This is a genomic window from Streptomyces sp. NBC_00986 (assembly GCF_045162565.1).
Lineage (GTDB): Bacteria > Actinomycetota > Actinomycetes > Streptomycetales > Streptomycetaceae > Streptomyces.
In genome coordinates, this window is record NZ_CP108733.1 from 5,511,444 (window position 1) to 5,530,011 (window position 18,568).

Consider the following 18,568-nt stretch of genomic DNA (forward strand, 5'->3'; position numbering starts at 1 on the left):
GCACAGTCGTGCCGTACGGGAAAGCCCGGGAAAATCCGGGTGCTCCCGCGGCCCCGCGCCAGGCATCATCCGGAGCATGAGCGATACGGCGGAACAAGGCGAAGAGCAGGGCGAGCAGGGCGAGCAGGGCGAGCAGGGCGAGCAGGGCGAGCAGGGCGAGCAGGGCGAGCAGGGAACGGAACCGACAACCGACGAGGAACGCGACCTGGCGCGCCGCGAACGGCGCCTCGGCGCCACCCGGAACGCGGAGCGGACCCTCGCCCGCCTCGGCTTCCTGGACACACTCCGGGAACGGCTCGCCTTCGTCCAGGAGGCGGCCGAGCTGTACGACCTCGACGAGACGTCGGACATGTACGGCGGCGGCGTGGTCGAGACCCTGGAGAAGCGGGTCGCCGAACTGCTCGGCAAGGAGGCCGCGGCCTTCTTCCCCACCGGCACCATGGCGCAACAGGTGGCCCTGCGCTGCTGGGCCGGCCGCACCGGCAACCCGACCGTCGCCCTGCACCCGCTCGCCCACCCCGAAGTGCACGAACGGAACGCGTTCAGCCAGGTCAGCGGGCTCCGCCCGGTCCATGTGACGAGCGAGCCCCGGCAGCCGACCGCCGACGAGGTCCGCGACTTCCCGGAGCCCTTCGGGACGCTGATGCTCGAACTGCCCCTCCGGGACGCCGGTTTGGTCCTGCCCTCCTGGGAGGAGCTCTCCGCGGTCGTCGAGGCCGCGCGCGAGCGCGACGCGGTGGTCCATTTCGACGGCGCCCGTCTCTGGGAGTCCGCCACCCACTTCGGCCGCCCGCTCGACGAGATCGCCGACCTCGCCGACAGCGTCTACGTGTCGTTCTACAAGTCCCTCGACGCCCTCGGCGGCGCCGCGCTCGTCGGCCCGAAGACCCTCATCGACGAGGCGAAGACCTGGCGGCACCGCTACGGAGGCATGGTCTTCCAGCAGTTCCCCACCGCGCTGACGGCCCTCGCGGGCCTGGACCGGGAACTCCCCCGGCTCCCCGCGTACGTGGCCCACGCGCGCGTGGTCGCCGAGGCGCTGCGCGAGGGCTTCGCGGCGGCCGGGGTGCCCTGGACACGCGTCCACCCCGAGCAGCCGCACACGAACGAGTTCCAGGTCTGGCTGCCGTACGACCTCGACGCCGTCACGGAGGCCTCGATCCGGCAGGCCGAGGAGACGAAGACCGCCCTCTTCTCCAATCCCTGGGACGCGAAGGGCCCGGGCCTCGCGGTCACCGAGGTCTACGTGCGCGCCGCCGCCCTGGAGTGGACGGCCGACGACGTGAAGGCGGCGGTCGCGGACTTCGTGGTCCGGCTGAAGGAGGAGGCGGCCGCCCGCTAGGAGGCGGCGGCCACAGGGCCCGGAGACCTCAGCGGCAGACCACGGCCCCGGGTGTGTCAGCAGGCGGAGCGCGCCTGCGGGTGCAGCAGGCGGCCCAGAGCCCGCCGTAGCCGGCCATGAGCCGGGCGTTCCGCGACGACCGCGCGGAACTGCCGGTAGCCGCGCAGCTCGCGGAGGGTGCGCAGGTCGTGGGTGCCGGGCGGGGGCTGCGGGGTCTCGCCGAGGCGCTGGGCGCGGTAGGTGTCGAGGAGGTACTGCTGGGTGATGCTCATGTCTCCAGGCTGCGCCGCCGCCCGGTGGCTGTCGCGTCGATTGACGGGCGCCGTCAAACGAGGGGGGCGTTGTCAGTGGCGGGGTGCACGATTGAGGACATGAGCGTGCACATCGACATCACCGGGCTGCGGCAGGAGCGGATCACCTTCGCGCCCTCACCCCTGGGCGAGCTGTGCATGGCGCTGCACGCGATGTCCGAGCCGGGGCACCACCCCGGCCTCCAGGGCTGGGTCACCGGTGTCACCGCCCGGCTCGACCCGCACCTGGCCGACCGGATGTGCGAGGCGGACTTCCTGTGGAGGTCGACGTTCTCCGACCTGTTCCTGCCGTACGCGGGCATCCCGGGCCGCAGCACGCTCCCCGGGGCCACGCTCGCCGAGGAGCTGGACCTGCTGGACAAGCTGACGGACGAGCAGTTCGTGGACGCCGCGATGGAGTTCACCACCTGCGCGACCTCCTACAGCACGGGCGGACCCGGCCCGCTCACCGACGCCGGGATCCGGCGCCGCGCCCTGGAGCAGGCGGCCGCGCGGGGTCCGCATCAACTGGCGTTCACCGAGCGGCTGTTGGCCGACCCGCCGCGGACCAGGGCCTGGCTGCGGCAGTTCCTGGAGGACTGCGACGAGGCGTTCTTCGCGGAGACCTGGTCCCGGATGCAGCATCAACTCGCCACCGACGCCCGGCACAAGACGGACCTTCTGCGCCGCAAGGGCCTGGCGGAGGCGCTGACGTCGATGTCCACGGCGGTGACGCTCGACGAGGACGCCACCCGCATCACGGTCGACAAGCTCGGCACCGGCCGTACGTCGACCCAGGACGGCGGCCTCCTCCTGGTGCCCACGGCCCTGGGCTGGCCGCACCTCACGGTCCTGTACCGGTACGGCTGGCAGCCCGTCGTGCACTACCCCGTGCACAACACCCCGAAGATCGCCGCGCCGACCTCCCTGGAGCAGCTGACCCTGCGGATGACCGCCCTGTCCCACCCGGTCCGCATGCGCCTGTGCCGCAGCCTGGCCCGCAGCGCGTTCACCACCAGCGAGCTGACCCAGGTGCACGGCATGACCGCCCCCGAGATATCCCGCCACCTCGGCGTCCTGAAGAAGGCCGGCCTGATCACCACCCGCCGCCGCGGCCGCTACGTCCTGCACCAGCTGGACGTCACGATGGTGGCCCGCCTGGGCAGCGACTTCCTGGAGGGCATCCTCAGGTAGGCGGCACCGGACGGACAGCGGTCCCGTAGAGCCGTGTCACCGTAGATCGCCGGCGACCTCGTCAGCCGTGGCCGCCCGCCCGCACCAGCCCCGTCTCGTACGCCAGGACCACGACCTGCACCCGGTCCCGCAGGCCGAGCTTGGTCAGAATGCGGCCTACGTGGGTCTTCACGGTCGCCTCGGAGAGCACCAGGCGGGCCGCGATCTCGCCGTTGGACAGGCCCTGGGCGACGAGGATCATGACCTCGCGCTCGCGCTCGGTGAGCCGCTCCAGCTCCTTGTGCTGGGGCTCCTTGCCGGTGGCGGGCAGCATCGGGGCGAAGCGGTCCAGGAGGCGGCGGGTCGTCGAGGGCGCCACCACGGCGTCCCCGCTGTGCACGGAGCGGATCGCGGTGAGGAGTTCGCCGGGCGGCACGTCCTTGAGCATGAAGCCGGAGGCTCCGGCCTTCAGCCCGGAGAAGGCGTACTCGTCGAGGTCGAAGGTGGTCAGGATCAGCACCTTCGGCGGGTTCTCGCCCTGGCAGATGCGGCGGGTGGTCTCCACCCCGTCCAGCTTCGGCATACGGACGTCCATCAGCACCACGTCGACCGCGGTCGCGGCCAGCACCTGAAGGGCCTCGACGCCGTCGCCCGCCTCGGCGACGACCTCCATGTCCGGCTGGGCGGCGAGCACCATCCGGAACCCGGTGCGCAGCAGCACCTGGTCGTCGACGAGCATCACGCGGATCGCCATCGGGTCCTCTTCCGTTCCGTCAACAGGATCGTTCAACAAGGGGTTCAACAGGTCGTTCAACAATTCGTTACAGGTGTCACTGCTCGGCGTACGGCATGTCAGTGCGCGGGTTTCAGCGGCAGCAGCGCGCTGATGCGGAAACCGCCGCCGGGCCGGGGTCCCGCGTCGAGCGTGCCCCCGACCATGCCCACCCGCTCACGCATACCGATCAGACCATGCCCCTGGCCGTCGGCGCCGCCCTCCTCGTACAGCTCGTGCGGGGCGCCCTTGCCGTCGTCCTCGACGAGCAGCCCGAGTCCGTCGTCGAAGTAGACCAGTCGCACGCTGGCGCCCGTGTTCGGGCCACCGTGCTTGCGGGTGTTGGTGAGCGCCTCCTGGACGATCCGGTACGCCGTCAGCTCGACGCCGCTCGGCAGCGGGCGCGGGGTGCCCTCGACCTTGAAGTCGACGGGCAGTCCGGACGTACGGCACTGCTCGACCAGGTCGTCGATCTGCTCGACGTCCGGCTGCGGCACGTACTCGCCGGCCTCCTTGTGCTCGCCGGTGCGCAGCACGCCCAGCAGGCGGCGCATCTCGGCGAGTGCCTGGCGGCCGGTGGAGGAGATCGTCTCCAGGGCCTTCTTCGCCTGGTCCGGCGCGGAGTCGAGGACATAGGCGGCGCCGTCGGCCTGGACCACCATCACCGACACGTTGTGCGCGACCACGTCGTGCAGCTCGCGCGCGATGCGGGCGCGCTCGGCGGCGACCGCGACCTTGGCCTGCGCCTCGCGCTCCTTCTCCAGCCGGGCGGCGCGCTCCTCCAGCTGCGCGAAGTACGCGCGCCGGGTGCGCATCGAGTCTCCGAGCACCCAGGCCAGCGCGAACGGCACCGTCTGGAAGATCGCCAGCGCGACCAGCCCGGCGGAACTCGTGTGCTCCTGTGGCCAGCGGATCTGCGCCAGGGTCGCCGCGGACAGACCGGCGGCCAGGGCGAAGCGGGAGGCCCAGCGGGCACCGACCGCGGCGACGGTGTAGACGATCACCAGCATGGCGAAGTCGGCCACCACGGGCTCGACGTCGAGGACCAGTTGCGCGAGGCCCGTCGCACTGGCCAGGACGAGCATCTTCTCCGGCCAGCGGCGGCGCAGCGCGATCGCCACACACATCACGGCGGACGCGGCGATCGCCCCGGCCGCCGTCCCGTGCCGGCCCGACGCGTAGCTCGTACTCGCGATGCTCACGCCGCTCAGCCCCAGCAGGAAGACAGCCCAGAAGGTGTCGACCCATGTCGGGTGTCTGCGGAGGAAGTCATAGAGGCGCTGCACGTAACCCAGCGTAGGGACGCGCGAAGTGTGCGGGGGTCAACCGGAGGACCGATCCGTATACGTCCCGCGTACTCCCCAAGGTGGAGGCCCCGTTGTCCTCTGCACTTAGTCTGACCACGTGACGGAAGACACCACGGGCCGGTGGCGCGGCTGGCGGACAGCGGCCGAGGAGGCCCTGTACGGGCCCGAGGGCTTCTACCGCAGGCCCGAGGGACCCGCCGGACACTTCCGTACGTCCGTGCACGCGTCGGCGCTGTTCGCGGGCGCCGTGGCCCGGCTGCTGTGCCGGGTGGACGAGGCCCTCGACAAGCCGGCCGCCCTGGACTTCGTGGACCTGGCCGCCGGCCGCGGTGAGCTGGTGACCGGAGTGTTCGCCGCGCTGCCCGCCCAAGTGGCCGCACGCGTGCGTGCGTTCGCCGTCGAGATCGCCGACCGCCCCGAAGGACTCGATCCGCGCGTCGAGTGGCTGACCGAGCCTCCGAAGGGAATCACCGGGCTGCTGTTCGCCAACGAGTGGCTGGACAACGTGCCCGTGGAGGTGGCCGAGGTGGACCCCGCCGGCGTCCCGCGGCTCGTGCTCGTACGGGAGGACGGGACCGAGCGTCTCGGGGAGCCCCTCTCCGGTGCGGAGGCCGAGTGGCTCGCCCGATGGTGGCCCCTGGCTCCCGAGGAGGGCCTGCGCGCCGAGATCGGCCTCCCCAGGGACACGGTCTGGGCGTCCGCCGTCGCCACCGTCGACCGGGGGCTCGCGATCGCCGTCGACTACGCGCACACCCGGGACGCCCGCCCCCCGTTCGGCACGCTCACCGGCTTCCGCGAGGGCCGCGAGACGGCACCCGTGCCGGACGGCTCGTGCGACATCACGGCGCACGTGGCGCTGGACGCCTGCGCGGAAGCGGGCGAGACGGCCGCCCATAAGGGGAGCGCGCTCCCCGGCGCACGCCTGCTCACCCAACGCGCCGCCCTGCGCGCCCTCGGCGTCACAGGCGCGCGCCCCCCGCTCACGCTGGCCTCCACCGACCCGACGGCCTACGTCCGAGCGCTCGCGGGCGCCGGAGAAGCCGCCGAACTCACCGCACCGGGCGGACTCGGCGACTTCGGCTGGCTCGTGCAGTCGGTTGGAATTCCGGACCCGCTACAGGACTGAGCCACCCGCGAACCGGCCGTCCGCGCGCCCTACTTGTCGATGTCCCCGACCACGAAGAACAGCGACCCCAGGATCGCCACCATGTCCGCCACCAGCGTCCCCGGCAGCAGCACGGCGAGCGCCTGGATGTTGTTGTAGGACGCCGAGCGCAGTTTCAGCCGGTACGGCGTCTTCTCGCCCTTGCTGACGAGGTAGTAGCCGTTGATGCCGAGCGGGTTCTCGGTCCACGCGTAGGTGTGTCCCTCGGGCGCCTTCAGGACCTTCGGGAGCCGCTGGTTGATCGGACCGGGCTCCAGCCCGGCGAGCCGGTCGAGGCAGGCGTCCGCGAGGTCGAGCGCGTTGTGGGTCTGCTCCAGGAGCACCTCGAAGCGAGCCAGGCAGTCGCCCTCCTGGCGCGTGACGACCTTCAGGGTGTCCTGGAGTTCGCCGTACGCGAGGTACGGCTCGTCGCGCCGCAGGTCGAAGTCGACGCCCGAGGCGCGCGCGATGGGCCCGCTCACGCCGTACGCGTGCACGGCCTCCGGCGACAGCACGCCCACTCCGCGCGTGCGGCCCCGGAAGATCTCGTTGCCGAGCACCAGGTCGTCGAAGCGGTCCATCCGGGAGCGCACGGCGGAGACGGCCTCACGCGCGCGTGCTGTCCAGCCCGCCGGGACGTCCTCCTTGAGGCCGCCGACGCGGTTGAACATGTAGTGCATGCGCCCGCCGGAGACCTCCTCCATGACGTTCTGGAGCACCTCGCGCTCCCGGAACGCGTAGAACACCGGGGTGATACCGCCGAGTTCGAGGGGGTACGACCCCAGGAACATCAGGTGGTTGAGCACCCGGTTCAGCTCGGCGAGGAGGGTGCGCGTCCACACCGCGCGCGGGGGGACCTCCATGCCGAGCATGCGCTCCACGCCTAGGACCACGCCGAGCTCGTTCGAGAAGGCCGACAGCCAGTCGTGGCGGTTGGCGAGCATGATGATCTGGCGGTAGTCGCGCGCTTCGAAGAGCTTCTCGGCGCCGCGGTGCATGTAGCCGATCACCGGCTCCGCGTGCTGGATGCGCTCGCCGTCGAGGACGAGCCGCAGGCGCAGCACACCGTGCGTGGAGGGGTGCTGGGGGCCGATGTTGAGCACCATGTCGGTGCTCTCCGCGGCGCCGCCGATCCCGACCATGGTCTCCGTCGTGGGAGTCATGGGCACAGTCTCTCGTACGTACGCTTGCGGCATGGAAACGGGGACTGCCGCCCAGGACGGCGCGGCGCGCGAGCCGGTGTGGACCGGGCTGCCGCCGGGGCTGCTGAAGATGCGACGCCTGTTGCTGGTGGTGTGGCTGGGGCTGCTTGCCGTGGTCCTGGGGGTGCCGCTGGGCCTTTTCGTCGGCACCGGGTGGGCTGCGTTCGCGCTGCTGCCGCTCGCCCTCATGGCGTGGGGCTGGGTGCTGCTGGGCCGCAACTGGCGCTCCTGGAGGTACGCCGAGCGCGCCGACGACCTGCTGATCACCAGGGGTGTGCTGTGGCACCACGAGACGATCGTGCCGTACGGGCGGATGCAGCTCGTGGAGGTGACCTCGGGGCCCGTGGAGCGGCACTTCGGGCTGGCCAGCGTGCAGTTGCACACGGCGGCCGCGGCGACCGACGCGACCATCCCGGGGCTCGTGCCGGCCGAGGCCGAGCGGCTGCGTGACCGGCTCACCGAGCTGGGCGAGGCCCGATCGGCGGGGCTGTGACGACGCCGGGAGCCGACAAGGACGTACCCGAGGCGACCGAGGTCGTACGGGAGCAAGTGCCGCTCGTGGAGCGGCGGTTGCATCCGGTGACGCCGTTGCGGCGTGCGTGGGCGCCGGTCGCCGTCATCATCGGGTGGGCGGTGCACGACCCCAACCAGGCGCAGGAACAGCTGACCCGGCTGACCACGGTCACGCTGCTCATCGGGCTCGCCGTGTTCGTCCCGGCCGCCGCCCTGTACGGCTTCCTGACCTGGTGGTTCACGCACTTCGCGGTGACGGACACCGAACTGCGCATCCGTACAGGGCTGTTGTTCCGGCGCACCGCGCACATCCGGCTGGAACGTATCCAGGCCGTCGACGTGACACAGCCCCTCCTCGCGCGCGTGGCGGGCGTCGCCAAGCTGAAGCTGGACGTCGTAGGGACCGACAAGAAGGACGAACTCGCCTTCCTGGGCGAGGGCGAGGCGCGGGCGCTGCGGGCCGAACTCCTCGCGCGGGCGGCCGGGTTCGCGCCCGAGACCGCGCACGAGGTCGGCGAGGCGCCCGCGCGGCAGCTGCTGCACGTGCCGGCCGGGGTCCTCGCGGTGTCCCTGGTGCTGACCGGCGCCACCTGGGGATCACTGGCCGCCGCACTCGTCGTACCGCCGCTCCTGTGGTTCGCCACCCACAGCGTGTGGACGGTCCTCGCGACCGCGCTGCCGCTGCTGGGCGCGGCGGGCGCGAGCAGCGTGGGGCGGTTCGTCGGCGAGTACGACTGGACGGTGGGCGAGTCCCCGGACGGGCTGCGCATCGACCACGGGCTGCTGGACCGCACCCACGAGACGGTGCCGCCGGGCCGCGTGCAGACCGTGCGGATCGTGGAGCCGCTGCTGTGGCGGCGGCGCGGGTGGGTGCGGGTCGAGCTGGACGTGGCCGGTTCGTCCAACTCCGTGCTGGTGCCGGTCGCCCCGCGCGAGATCGCCGAGGCGGTCGTCGCGCGCGTGCTGCCCGGCGTGACCGTGCCGTCACGCGAGGAGCTGTCCCGCCCGCCGCGACGAGCGGGCCGGTGCATGCCGTTGTGGTGGCGCGGCTACGGCCTCGCGGTCACCGACACGGTGTTCGCGTCCCGGCACGGCCTGCTCCGCCGGAGCCTGGCGCTGGTGCCGCACGCGAAGGTGCAGAGCGTACGGCTGAGCCAGGGGCCCTGGCAGCGCCTCTGGGGGCTTGCGGAGGTCCACGTGGACACGGGGGCCAACAAGACCGTCACAGCGCGTCTACGGGACGCTGAGGAGGCTACGGAGCTGCTCCGCGGCCAGGCCGAGCGGTCACGGACGGGCCGCAGGGACGCCCGGCCGGACCGCTGGATGGCCTGACCGGTCGGTGCAGGCCTGAAGGGCCGTCAGGAGGCCGCGCTGCGCAGCCCGTGGAGGTTGATCTGCTCGGTCTCGTCGTGGGCGGTCAGGTCGATGACCTGGCCGACGCCGACATCGCGCGACCGCTCGTCGGCCGGCTTGAACTGCGACTCCGCCTCGGCCTTGTGCACGGCGAGGGCCTCCTCGCCCACGACGTCGGCGAGGTCCTCGTTCTGCACGGCGTCCATCGCGGCGGACGTCGCGCCCTTCTGCATACCGAAGAAGTCGAACCCGCCCTCGACCATCGGGCGCCGTACGGGGGACGCCGGTACGACCGCCACCGCGGTCGGCACGGTGAAGTGCCCGGACGGCTGCGCGGACGGGGCGGGCTGTGCGGGCGTCGGGGCCGGGGGAACGGCGGCCGCGTGCTCATGCCCGTCGACCGCCTCGGGCTTCCCCTCCGCCTCGTCCTCCTGCGCGGCCTCCGAGTCGGTACCGCCGCTGTCGGCCGGCACCGGGGCGGGCTCGGCCCGCGCGGAGTCGTCGTCCTTGGGCGCGAGGTCCTTCGGAGCGAAGTCCTTCGGCGCGGGGTCGCTCGGCCCGGAGTCCTTCGGCTCGGAGTCCTTCGGCTCGGGCGCCGGGGTCTCGTGGTCGTCCTCGTGCCGGACCAGCGCCGCCTTGGCGCGCAGGAACAGCTTGGACCCCTCCGGGGAGAACACCGTGGACTCCGCGGGCTTCTCCGCGGCGGCCTCCGCCGCCTCCGACTCCTCGTCCTCGGTGTCGCCCTCGGCGTCCGTCTCGTCCTCGGAGTCGACCGAAGCAGCCACAGCCTCGGTGTCGTCCGTCTCGGGAACGTCGTCCTGGAGCTCCAACTCCGCGTCCGCCAAGGCCTCGTCGTCGCCGTCCGCAGGAACCGGTGGCAACGCGCGCGCGGGTTCCGCGGCCTCTATCTCCAGCAGGCGGCGGCCCTCCAGGGCACTCGCGCGCTCGGTCTCCGCCGTGGCGTACCGGCGCAGCAGGGCCGCGTGTTCGTTGCGCAGGCCGGCCAGCTCCGTGCGCTTGGCGCGCAGCTTGTGCTCCAGCTTGACGCGGAGTTCGCGCGACTCGTCGAGGTCGGACTCGAGTTCGGCGAGCCGCTCCTCGTAGCGCCACTCGTCGCTCGTACGCGCGCGTATCAGGTCGGCCACCTGTTTGCCCGCCTGTGTGTCCCAGCGGCGCATGAACGCCGCGCCGACGAGCGCGGTCGCGGCGGCGATCGCCGCGACTATGCGGAGCGCCGCCGGTTGCGAGAAGACCCAGGGCCCGAAGGCGCAGACGAGCGACACGCCTGCGATCGCCGAGGGGGGCAACAGCCGGTGCAACGGCGGGGAATGGCGGTGACGTCCACGTGGCATGGCCAGAAACTTACCGCGCGTAGGCGAATCATGGTGCCCCGCCCGGTAAAAACACAGCCACCCCTCTTCCCTCACACGGATTCGGTGGTCACTTCCACCAGTCGGTGAGCCGCCCGCTGATCCACTGGAGGGCCGGCGGGATCTCCCGTCGCCAGGTGTTGAAGTTGTGGCCGCCGCTCTCCAGGACGATCGACGAGATACGGGTGGAGTTCCTGGCCTTCACCTGGGCGATGAATTTCAGGGTGTCGTTGTAGTTGTGTTCGCCGACCCTGCTGGTGGTGACGAGCAGTGAGGTGTCGGGCGCGGGCCGGTGCTTGATGTACCAAGACAGGTCGGCCTCGTTCCGCAGCGTCTCGTCGCCCTGGAAGAGATTTCCCGTGGTGGGGTCGTTCGGCGCCTTGTAGTACGGCGACAGGCCCGCCGCCGCGGCGTACACCCCGGGGTGGTGCATGGCGAGCTTCAGGGCGCAGTAACCGCCCGTGGAATCGCCGATGATGCCCCAGCTCCCGGGCTTCTTGCTCACCCTGTAGTGGGCCAGTACGGCGTCGGGAAGGTCCTTGGCGAAGAACGACTCGGTCTGCGGCCCGCCCGGGACGTCCACGCACTCCGTGTCGCGCGGCGGCGCCACCGTGGGCCGCATCATCACCAGGATCATCGGCTGCATCCGGCCGGCCCTGGCCAACTCCAGCGCCGTGCGCGGGTAGTTCAGCTTGTCGACGAGTGCCTTGGCCGTGCCCGGGTACCCCGTGAGGACGACGGTCGCCGGGAACGAGCGGGTGCGGTTGCGCGGCTGGAAGTACTCCGGCGGCAGGTACACGTACGCGGGGGTGGTGATGTGGGTCGTACGGCCGGCTATGTCGACCCGCTGCACCTGGCCTACGCTCTCCGGCCGCGAGGAGCCGCCCGGTGCGTCCACCCGCCGGGTCTCGACCACCTGGACCGGTCCGCCCGTGCCCTGGAGCGCCGAGTTGTCGACGACCACTCCCTGGTCGGTCTCCTTGCCGAACAGGTCGGCCCAGCTGGCGTAGAACCCGAAGGCCTGGTTGGCGCCGAGGCCGACCGAGGCGAAGAGCACCAACTGCGTTGCCAGCAGCAGGCCCACACGCCCGCTGACGGCCCGCCAGTTGCGTCTGGCCAGGCGGGGCCACAGCCATACTGTCCCGATGAACAGCAGTACGGCGCAGACGACCGCCAGTACCAGCACTTTCCTGCTCGTGAGTCCCATGAGCTGTCCCCGCCTGCGCTTTCCGCCCGCCGCGCGCACGCAAGGTTCGCGAGCGTTTGCCCCGGGCTTTCCTCTGGCTTTGAACCGGCTTTCCGGTGAGGAAGGAACCTCCTTCCCCTAGACACCGTCCTAGAGGGCGCAATGTCGCCGGATGCCCGAATCGGGCCCGGATCCAAGGTCTCTCGCAGAACTACGGGATGCGATGTCTGTCAGGATAGATGGGGAAATGTCGGGTGGGGTTCCGAGCCGTTCAGGTCGGGTCCGGCGCATAGTCCGAGGTCCGCGCCCCGAGGTCGTTCCCACGCTCGTCGCCCGGGCCTGTGCCCTGGTCGGCCTGCTGGACATCGCCGCGGGGGTGTTCCCGCGCTTCCGGCACAGCCGTATGCACACGATGGCCGAGGTGCTGCCGGGCGCGCTCGGACCGTTCGCGGCGGCGCTCTCGCTCAGTGCCGGCGTGCTGTTGCTGCTCCTCGCGCACGGGCTCAGGCGGCGCAAGCGCCGGGCGTGGCGGGCCGCCGTCGCGCTGCTTCCGGCGGGCGCGGTGGCGCAGTTCGCGTACCGGCACTCCCTCATAGGAGTCGTCATCTCGGCGGCGCTGCTCGCGCCGCTGCTGCTGCACCGGGACGAGTTCCGGGCGCTGCCCGACCCGCGCAGCAGGTGGCGCGCGCTCGCCAACTTCGTGCTCATGGGCGCCGGTTCCCTCGTCCTCGGACTGGTCATCGTCAGCGTCCACTCCAAGCGCATGGTCGGCGACCCGAGCCTGGCCGATCGGATTACGCACGTCCTGTACGGCCTGTTCGGCTTCGAGGGCCCGGTCGACTACGAGGGCAGCACCTCCTGGACGGTCGCGTTCTCGCTGGGCGCCCTGGGGCTGCTCACGGCCGTGACGACGATCTACCTCGCGTTCCGGCCCGAGCACCCGGCAGCGCAGCTCACCCCGGAGGACGAGACGCATCTGCGCGCCCTCCTGGAGAAGCACGGCCGGCGCGACTCGCTGGGTCACTTCGCGCTCCGCCGCGACAAGGCCGTCGTCTTCTCGCCCAGCGGCAAGGCGGCGGTGACATACCGCGTGGTCTCCGGAGTGATGCTCGCCAGTGGTGACCCCATCGGCGACGTGGAGGCCTGGCCGGGCGCCATCGAGCGGTTCATGGACGAGGCGAAGGCCCACTCCTGGACGCCCGCCGTCATGGGCTGCTCGGAGACGGGCGGCGAGGTGTGGACCCGCGAGACCGGTCTCGACGCCCTCGAACTGGGCGACGAGGCGGTGGTCGACGTGGCGGATTTCTCGCTCGCCGGGCGCGCGATGCGCAACGTACGCCAAATGGTGAAGCGCATCGAGCGGGCCGGCTACGAAACCCGGGTACGGCGTGTACGTGACCTCGGCGAGGGCGAGTTGGAGCGGATCCGGCTCGCCGCGGAGGCCTGGCGGGGCACCGACACCGAGCGCGGCTTCTCCATGGCGCTCGGCCGCATCGGCGACCCGGAGGACGGTGACTGCTTCATCGCGACCGCCCACAAGACGGACGAACAGCCGGGCGAGTACGGCGACTTGAAGGCGATCCTGCACTTCGTGCCCTGGGGCACCGACGGCATGTCGCTGGACCTGATGCGCCGTGACCGCGCGGCGGACCCGGGGATGAACGAGCTGCTGATCGTGGCCTCCCTCCAGGCGGCACCGAAGCTCGGCATCACGCGCGTGTCGCTCAACTTCGCGATGTTCCGCGCGGCGCTCGCCCGCGGCGAGAAGATCGGCGCGGGCCCGGTGCTGCGCGCCTGGCGCGGACTGCTCGTCTTCCTGTCGCGCTGGTTCCAGATCGAGTCCCTGTACAAGTTCAACGCGAAGTTCCAGCCCCGCTGGGAACCCCGCTTCGTCGTCTACCGCGCCTCCGGCGACCTCCCCCGCATCGGCTTCGCCGCGATGCAGGCCGAGGGCTTCGTCAATCTGGCCCTCCCCCTCCCCCGCTTCCTCCGCCGCCGCACGACCGCGGCCCCGGCCTGCACCCACGGCCTGGCGGAACGGGATGTCCGAGCAGCCTGACCAACAGGCCCGCCCCGAACGAGAACTCCAGCCCCGGCTGGGGGTATCGCTCGGGACGGGCCTGCGGTTTCCGCCCGGCCGACCCGGAGGCCTTCACGCCGACCACAGGGCGCCCCAAGGACGGACGTGCTCCGGCCGCCGAGGGTCGCGAGCGACCCCGGCAAGGGCCGGCGTCCGCCACCAGACACCCCAAAGCCGCAAGCAGGCACCGCCAAGACGGGCCACCACCGGCCGGTCCACGGCCGAGCGCCCCACCCACCGGCTCTCCCCCGCCTCCCCCTACGGAGCAGGACGACCGCCGGAGCGCTGCTCACTCCGCCGAAGACCGCGGGCGACCACAGCAAAGGCCGACGCCCACCGACACACACTCCAAGACCGCAAGCCGACCCGACGCACCCGCACACCACCATGGCGAAGGCGGGCCACCACCGGCAGGTCCACCGCCCAGGACCGCACTCGCCCGCTCTCGCGCCCCTCCCTCCGCGGAGCAGGCCGACCACCGGAGCGAGGTCCGGCCCGCCGAGGGTCGCGAGTGACCCCGGCAAGGGCCGGCGTCCGCCACCAGACACCCCAAGACCGCGAGCCAGTACGGCGCAGCCGCACACCACCACCGCGAAGACGCCCCACGGCCGAGGACCCCACTCGCCGACCCCTGCGCCACTCCCCCTGCGGAACAGGCCGACCGCCGGAGCACGGTCCGGCGCGCGGGACCCAGTCGCCGCGCGCCCCTCGAGCGCAACGGCCACACCCCGTCCCACCCCGGAGTCCCCCTCCCCCGCCGGACCAGCCCGCTTCCGCCCGGCCCGCAGGGCCGTACCCCCTCCTCCTGGGCCTACGCTGAACGTATGAGCAAGCAGAGCGGACGCGGGCGCGTCACGGGCCTTCCGGAGTGGGACCGGTGCGCGGTCATGGGGGTCGTGAACGTCACCCCGGACTCCTTCTCCGACGGCGGCCGCTTCTTCGACACCATGGCGGCGGTGAAGCGCGGCCTGGACCTGGTCACCGAGGGCGCCGACCTGGTGGACGTCGGCGGTGAGTCCACCCGCCCCGGCGCGTCCCGCGTGGACGAGGCCGAGGAACTCAAGCGCGTCATCCCCGTAGTGCGCGGTCTCGCCTCCGAGGGCGTCACCGTCTCCGTCGACACCATGCGCGCCTCCGTCGCCGAGCAGGCCCTCGCCGCAGGCGCCGCCCTGGTCAACGACGTCAGCGGCGGCCTCGCGGACCCCGCGATGATCCCGGTCGTCGCCGCCTCGGGCGCCCCCTTCGTCGTCATGCACTGGCGCGGCTTCCTGGAGGGCGGCAACGTCAGGGGGGTCTACGACGACGTCGTCACCGAGGTCGTCGACGAACTGCACGCACGCGTGGAGGCCGTTCTGGCCGGCGGTGTCGCCCCCGACCGGATCGTCGTCGACCCGGGCCTCGGCTTCTCCAAGGACGCCGAGCACGACCTCGTCCTCCTCGCCCACCTCGACCGCCTGCTCGCCCTCGGCCACCCCCTCCTGGTCGCCGCCTCCCGCAAACGGTTCCTCGGCCGCGTCCTGGCGGGCCCCGAGGGCGCGCCCCCGCCCGCGCGCGAGCGCGACGCCGCCACGGCCGCCGTCTCCGCGCTCGCGGCGCACGCCGGCGCCTGGGCGGTGCGCGTCCACGAGGTCCGCGCCACCGCCGACGCCGTACGCGTCGCCCGCGCCGTCGAGGGAGCGCGCGCCCCCGGCGCCCGACCGACCTCGCACACCAACTCCGAGGCCGCCCTGTGACCGCCCCGCACACCGACGTGGAGCAGGTGGAACTCGCCAACACCGCGTTCTACGAGACCCTGGAGCGCGGTGACTTCGACGAGCTCTCCGCGCTCTGGCTCACCCCGGCCGACCTCGGCGTCGACGAGGAGTACCACGACCCGGCGGACAGCGGCGTGATCTCCTGCGTGCACCCGGGCTGGCCGGTGCTGACCGGTCGCGGCGAGGTCCTGCGGTCGTACGCGCTGATCATGGCGAACACCGAGTACATCCAGTTCTTCCTCACCGACGTGCACGTCTCGGTGACCGGCGACACCGCGCTGGTCACCTGCACGGAGAACATCCTCAGCGGCGGCCCCTCCCCCGACGACAGCGACGAACTGGGCCCGCTGGTCGGTCAGCTCGTGGTCGCCACGAACGTGTTCCGGCGCACCCCCGAGGGCTGGAAGCTCTGGTCGCACCACGCGTCCCCGGTTCTGGCCGAAAACGACGAGGACGAGGGCGAGGACACCCCCACCTGAGTGGGTAGGCGCCCCTCGAGGAGAACCCGCCCGACCCCCTTCGGCCCCCGTTCGGGTCCCGTCGCAACCCGTCGGAACCAAGAAGTGGTTGGAATCACGAACCCCGGGGTAGGGGCGGCTACCGACCCATGAGCCACCGGGTTCCCCAGGGGAAACGCTCGATGAACCCTCTGGCCCCGGACAGTGCCCACGCCCTCGTGGCCCGGCATTGTCAGTGCCCGCAGGTAGATTCGTTCGAGGCCGGGGTACCGCCCGCACACGGTACGAACCGGCCACCACCGACGATTGCAGGAGTGATTCGCGTGGATCGTGTCGCGCTGAGCGGCCTGAAGGCCCGCGGGCACCACGGCGTGTTCCCCAAGGAGCGCGAGGAGGGCCAGACCTTCATCGTGGACCTCGTCCTGGGCCTGGACACCCGGCCGGCCGCCGCCGACGACGACCTGGCGAAGACCGTGCACTACGGCATCGTGGCCGAGGAGGTCGTGGCCGTCGTCCAGGGCGAGCCCGTCAACCTCATCGAGACCCTCGCCGAGCGCATCGCGCAGACCTGCCTGAAGCACGAAGGGGTCGAGGAGGTCGAGGTCCGCGTCCACAAGCCGGACGCCCCGATCACCGTCCCCTTCGACGACGTGACCGTCACCATCACCCGGAGCCGAGTATGACCTTCTCGTTCACCGAGGGTCACAGCGACCCGACCGTCCAGCCGGTGCCCGCCTCCGTGGTGCAGCAGGTGGACGCCGCCGACACCACCCTCAGCAACCCGAGGCGCGCCGTGATCTCCATCGGCGCGAACCTGGGCAACCGCCTGGAGACCCTCCAGGGCGCGATCGACGCCCTGGAGGACACCCCCGGCGTCCGCATCAAGGCCGTGTCGCCGGTCTACGAGACGGTGCCGTGGGGCGTCGAGCCCGGCAGCCAGCCCTCGTACTTCAACGCGGTCGTCGTCCTCAAGACCACCCTGCCCCCGTCCTCCCTGCTGGAGCGGGCGCACGCGGTCGAGGAGGCCTTCCACCGGGTCCGCGAGGAGCGCTGGGGCGCGCGCACGATCGACGTCGACATCGTCGCGTACGCCGACGTCGTCTCGGACGACCCGGTCCTGACGCTCCCCCACCCGCGCGCGCACGAGCGGGCCTTCGTGCTCGCGCCGTGGCACGACCTGGAGCCCGAGGCGCAGTTGCCCGGCCGCGGCCCGGTCGCCACTCTCCTGGACACCGTCACGCGTGACGGTGTCGCGCCCCGCAAGGACCTGGAACTCCGGCTGCCCGAGTAGTCGTTAAGGTCGAGACGACCACTACGCCCGGACAGGGCACGGGGAGCTGAAGGGACACCGTGAGAGAGCTGCGGATCAGGGTGCTGGCCGGCGTGTTCGTGATCGCCGGAGTGCTGTCCTGGGCGGGGGCCCGCCTGTGGAGCGCGGTGGGGACCCTGCCGAGCGTCCCGCTGGCCGCGCCCATCGTCCTCGCCGTGATCGCCGTGGTCCTGCTGGCCACGGCGCTCTCCCTGCGCGCCCGCCTCAAGGCCCAGCGCGAGCGCCGCCCCGGCGCCAAGGGCGTCGACCCCCTGATGGCCGCCCGCGCGGTCGTCTTCGGCCAGTCCAGCGCCCTGGTCGCCGCCCTCGTCGCCGGCATGTACGGCGGCACCGGCGTCTACCTCCTGGAGTCCCTCGACATCCCCGCCCGCCGCGACCAGGCCATCTACGCCGGCTTCTCGGTCCTGGCAGGCATCGCGGTCATAGCGGCGGCGATCTTCCTGGAGCGAGTCTGCAAACTCCCGGAGGACGACGACAACAACGCGGCGGGCGCAACCCCGGTCACCTGATGGGACAGCACCGGTCGCTTGAGCGCCCCGAAAGGGGCGCGGGGCTATGTCGATCTGCGGCTCCGCCGCGTGGGCGCGACCGGGACAACACCGCTCACCTCAGCGCCCCAAAGGGGCGCGGGGAACTGCGCGACCAGCCACAACGGACCCGCACCCGAAGTGACCCGTCAGCGAGCCATGATCAAACTCATCGCTTCATTACGAGTCGCCGGGTCCCGCAGCTGACCACGAACGGCCGAGGTGATGGTCTTGGCGCCGGGCTTCCGCACCCCCCGCATCGACATGCACATGTGCTCGCACTCAACGACGACGATGACCCCCCGAGGCTCCAGGATCTCCATCAACGAGTCCGCGACCTGCGTGGTCAACCGCTCCTGCACCTGCGGCCGCCGAGCATAGACGTCCACCAGCCGCGCCAGCTTCGACAACCCGGTGATCTTCCCGTCGGCGGACGGGATGTACCCCACGTGGGCAACGCCGACGAACGGCACCAGATGGTGCTCACAGTTGCTGAGGACCTCGATGTCCTTCACCAGGACCATCTCGTCGTGCCCCAGGTCGAACGTCGTCGTCAGCACGTCCTCGGGCTTCTGCCACAACCCCGCGAATATCTCCTTGTACGCCCGCGCCACCCGCGCCGGCGTCTCCCTGAGCCCCTCCCGGTCCGGGTCCTCACCGACCGCGATCAGCAGCTCGCGTACGGCGTTCTCGGCGCGCTTCTCGTCGAAGACGCCGATCGCTCCCTCGCCGTCCAGCGTCACGGGGTCGGTCATGTCGTGCCTCGT

18 protein-coding genes are annotated in these 18,568 nt (G+C 71.9%); 11 read left to right on the forward strand and 7 right to left on the reverse strand.

From position 1 onward, the window contains the following. The first annotated feature begins 76 nt into the window (after positions 1-76). Positions 77-1,342, forward strand: a complete 1,266-nt coding sequence (locus OG504_RS24305; protein ID WP_405991709.1) for a threonine aldolase family protein — start codon at positions 77-79, stop codon at positions 1,340-1,342. Positions 1,343-1,398: 56 nt separating this feature from the next. Here OG504_RS24305 and OG504_RS24310 read toward each other — a convergent pair whose 3' ends face one another. Further along, positions 1,399-1,614 (reverse strand): hypothetical protein, encoded by a 216-nt coding sequence (locus tag OG504_RS24310; RefSeq protein ID WP_405991710.1) that lies wholly within the window; start codon positions 1,612-1,614, stop codon positions 1,399-1,401. Between the two features lie 99 nt (positions 1,615-1,713). Here OG504_RS24310 and OG504_RS24315 point away from each other — a divergent pair, with 99 nt between their 5' ends. Further along, positions 1,714-2,826 (forward strand): DUF5937 family protein, encoded by a 1,113-nt coding sequence (locus OG504_RS24315; RefSeq protein ID WP_405991711.1) that lies wholly within the window; start codon positions 1,714-1,716, stop codon positions 2,824-2,826. Between the two features lie 61 nt (positions 2,827-2,887). Here the strand turns inward: OG504_RS24315 and OG504_RS24320 are convergent, their stop codons facing one another. Further along, positions 2,888-3,559, reverse strand: coding sequence for a response regulator transcription factor (locus OG504_RS24320; RefSeq protein WP_026151569.1), 672 nt, complete (start codon positions 3,557-3,559; stop codon positions 2,888-2,890). 98 nt (positions 3,560-3,657) lie between these two features. After that, on the reverse strand, positions 3,658-4,863 hold the full coding sequence (locus OG504_RS24325) for a sensor histidine kinase (RefSeq protein WP_405991712.1): 1,206 nt from the start codon (positions 4,861-4,863) through the stop codon (positions 3,658-3,660). Positions 4,864-4,981: 118 nt separating this feature from the next. Between OG504_RS24325 and OG504_RS24330 the strand changes: the two genes are divergently transcribed. Continuing rightward, on the forward strand, positions 4,982-6,010 hold the full coding sequence (locus tag OG504_RS24330; protein ID WP_405991713.1) for an SAM-dependent methyltransferase: 1,029 nt from the start codon (positions 4,982-4,984) through the stop codon (positions 6,008-6,010). A gap of 29 nt (positions 6,011-6,039) precedes the next feature. Here OG504_RS24330 and OG504_RS24335 read toward each other — a convergent pair whose 3' ends face one another. After that, on the reverse strand, positions 6,040-7,191 hold the full coding sequence (locus OG504_RS24335) for an NADH-quinone oxidoreductase subunit D (RefSeq protein ID WP_405991714.1): 1,152 nt from the start codon (positions 7,189-7,191) through the stop codon (positions 6,040-6,042). Between the two features lie 31 nt (positions 7,192-7,222). On the opposite strand from OG504_RS24335, the gene OG504_RS24340 reads away from it, so the two are divergent. Next, positions 7,223-7,723 carry a PH domain-containing protein gene (locus OG504_RS24340; protein WP_405991715.1) on the forward strand — a complete coding sequence of 167 codons (501 nt, stop codon included), beginning with the start codon at positions 7,223-7,225 and terminating at the stop codon, positions 7,721-7,723. Continuing rightward, on the forward strand, positions 7,720-9,075 hold the full coding sequence (locus OG504_RS24345) for a PH domain-containing protein (protein WP_405991716.1): 1,356 nt from the start codon (positions 7,720-7,722) through the stop codon (positions 9,073-9,075). The genes OG504_RS24340 and OG504_RS24345 overlap by 4 nt, the downstream gene beginning before the upstream one ends. A 26-nt stretch (positions 9,076-9,101) precedes the next feature. Here the strand turns inward: OG504_RS24345 and OG504_RS24350 are convergent, their stop codons facing one another. Continuing rightward, the gene (locus OG504_RS24350) at positions 9,102-10,448 is read right to left on the reverse strand and encodes a hypothetical protein (RefSeq protein WP_405991717.1); all 1,347 of its coding nucleotides are present in this window, start codon (positions 10,446-10,448) and stop codon (positions 9,102-9,104) included. 88 nt (positions 10,449-10,536) lie between these two features. Next, the gene (locus OG504_RS24355; RefSeq protein WP_405991718.1) at positions 10,537-11,673 is read right to left on the reverse strand and encodes an alpha/beta hydrolase; all 1,137 of its coding nucleotides are present in this window, start codon (positions 11,671-11,673) and stop codon (positions 10,537-10,539) included. Between the two features lie 226 nt (positions 11,674-11,899). Here OG504_RS24355 and OG504_RS24360 point away from each other — a divergent pair, with 226 nt between their 5' ends. The 6 genes from OG504_RS24360 to OG504_RS24385 all read left to right on the forward strand — a co-directional run bounded on the left by OG504_RS24360 (position 11,900) and on the right by OG504_RS24385 (position 17,783). Further along, positions 11,900-13,711 carry a phosphatidylglycerol lysyltransferase domain-containing protein gene (locus OG504_RS24360; RefSeq protein ID WP_033286134.1) on the forward strand — a complete coding sequence of 604 codons (1,812 nt, stop codon included), beginning with the start codon at positions 11,900-11,902 and terminating at the stop codon, positions 13,709-13,711. Positions 13,712-14,556: 845 nt separating this feature from the next. Then, positions 14,557-15,465, forward strand: a complete 909-nt coding sequence (gene folP, locus OG504_RS24365; RefSeq protein ID WP_405991719.1) for a dihydropteroate synthase — start codon at positions 14,557-14,559, stop codon at positions 15,463-15,465. Further along, on the forward strand, positions 15,462-15,965 hold the full coding sequence (locus OG504_RS24370) for a nuclear transport factor 2 family protein (protein ID WP_019064272.1): 504 nt from the start codon (positions 15,462-15,464) through the stop codon (positions 15,963-15,965). The genes folP and OG504_RS24370 overlap by 4 nt, the downstream gene beginning before the upstream one ends. A gap of 302 nt (positions 15,966-16,267) precedes the next feature. Then, positions 16,268-16,627: a dihydroneopterin aldolase gene (folB, locus tag OG504_RS24375; protein ID WP_033286136.1), complete on the forward strand. Its 360-nt coding sequence runs from the start codon at positions 16,268-16,270 to the stop codon at positions 16,625-16,627. Then, entirely contained in the window at positions 16,624-17,235 is a 612-nt protein-coding gene (folK, locus tag OG504_RS24380; protein WP_405991720.1) for a 2-amino-4-hydroxy-6-hydroxymethyldihydropteridine diphosphokinase, read from the forward strand. The genes folB and folK overlap by 4 nt, the downstream gene beginning before the upstream one ends. A gap of 59 nt (positions 17,236-17,294) precedes the next feature. After that, entirely contained in the window at positions 17,295-17,783 is a 489-nt protein-coding gene (locus OG504_RS24385) for a DUF3180 domain-containing protein (protein ID WP_405991721.1), read from the forward strand. A 167-nt stretch (positions 17,784-17,950) separates the two neighbouring features. Here OG504_RS24385 and folE read toward each other — a convergent pair whose 3' ends face one another. Then, positions 17,951-18,556 (reverse strand): GTP cyclohydrolase I FolE, encoded by a 606-nt coding sequence (gene folE, locus OG504_RS24390; protein ID WP_318017968.1) that lies wholly within the window; start codon positions 18,554-18,556, stop codon positions 17,951-17,953. Positions 18,557-18,568: the final 12 nt, after the last annotated feature.

Coding starts and splice junctions, on each gene's coding strand:
- OG504_RS24305 (WP_405991709.1), top strand. CDS start 77: ATGAGCGATACGGCGGAACAAGGCGAAGAGCAGGGCGAGCAGGGCGAG.
- OG504_RS24310 (WP_405991710.1), bottom strand. CDS start 1,614: ATGAGCATCACCCAGCAGTACCTCCTCGACACCTACCGCGCCCAGCGC.
- OG504_RS24315 (WP_405991711.1), top strand. CDS start 1,714: ATGAGCGTGCACATCGACATCACCGGGCTGCGGCAGGAGCGGATCACC.
- OG504_RS24320 (WP_026151569.1), bottom strand. CDS start 3,559: ATGGCGATCCGCGTGATGCTCGTCGACGACCAGGTGCTGCTGCGCACC.
- OG504_RS24335 (WP_405991714.1), bottom strand. CDS start 7,191: ATGACTCCCACGACGGAGACCATGGTCGGGATCGGCGGCGCCGCGGAG.
- OG504_RS24340 (WP_405991715.1), top strand. CDS start 7,223: ATGGAAACGGGGACTGCCGCCCAGGACGGCGCGGCGCGCGAGCCGGTG.
- OG504_RS24350 (WP_405991717.1), bottom strand. CDS start 10,448: ATGCCACGTGGACGTCACCGCCATTCCCCGCCGTTGCACCGGCTGTTG.
- OG504_RS24355 (WP_405991718.1), bottom strand. CDS start 11,673: ATGGGACTCACGAGCAGGAAAGTGCTGGTACTGGCGGTCGTCTGCGCC.
- OG504_RS24360 (WP_033286134.1), top strand. CDS start 11,900: ATGTCGGGTGGGGTTCCGAGCCGTTCAGGTCGGGTCCGGCGCATAGTC.
- folP (WP_405991719.1), top strand. CDS start 14,557: ATGAGCAAGCAGAGCGGACGCGGGCGCGTCACGGGCCTTCCGGAGTGG.
- folK (WP_405991720.1), top strand. CDS start 16,624: ATGACCTTCTCGTTCACCGAGGGTCACAGCGACCCGACCGTCCAGCCG.
- folE (WP_318017968.1), bottom strand. CDS start 18,556: ATGACCGACCCCGTGACGCTGGACGGCGAGGGAGCGATCGGCGTCTTC.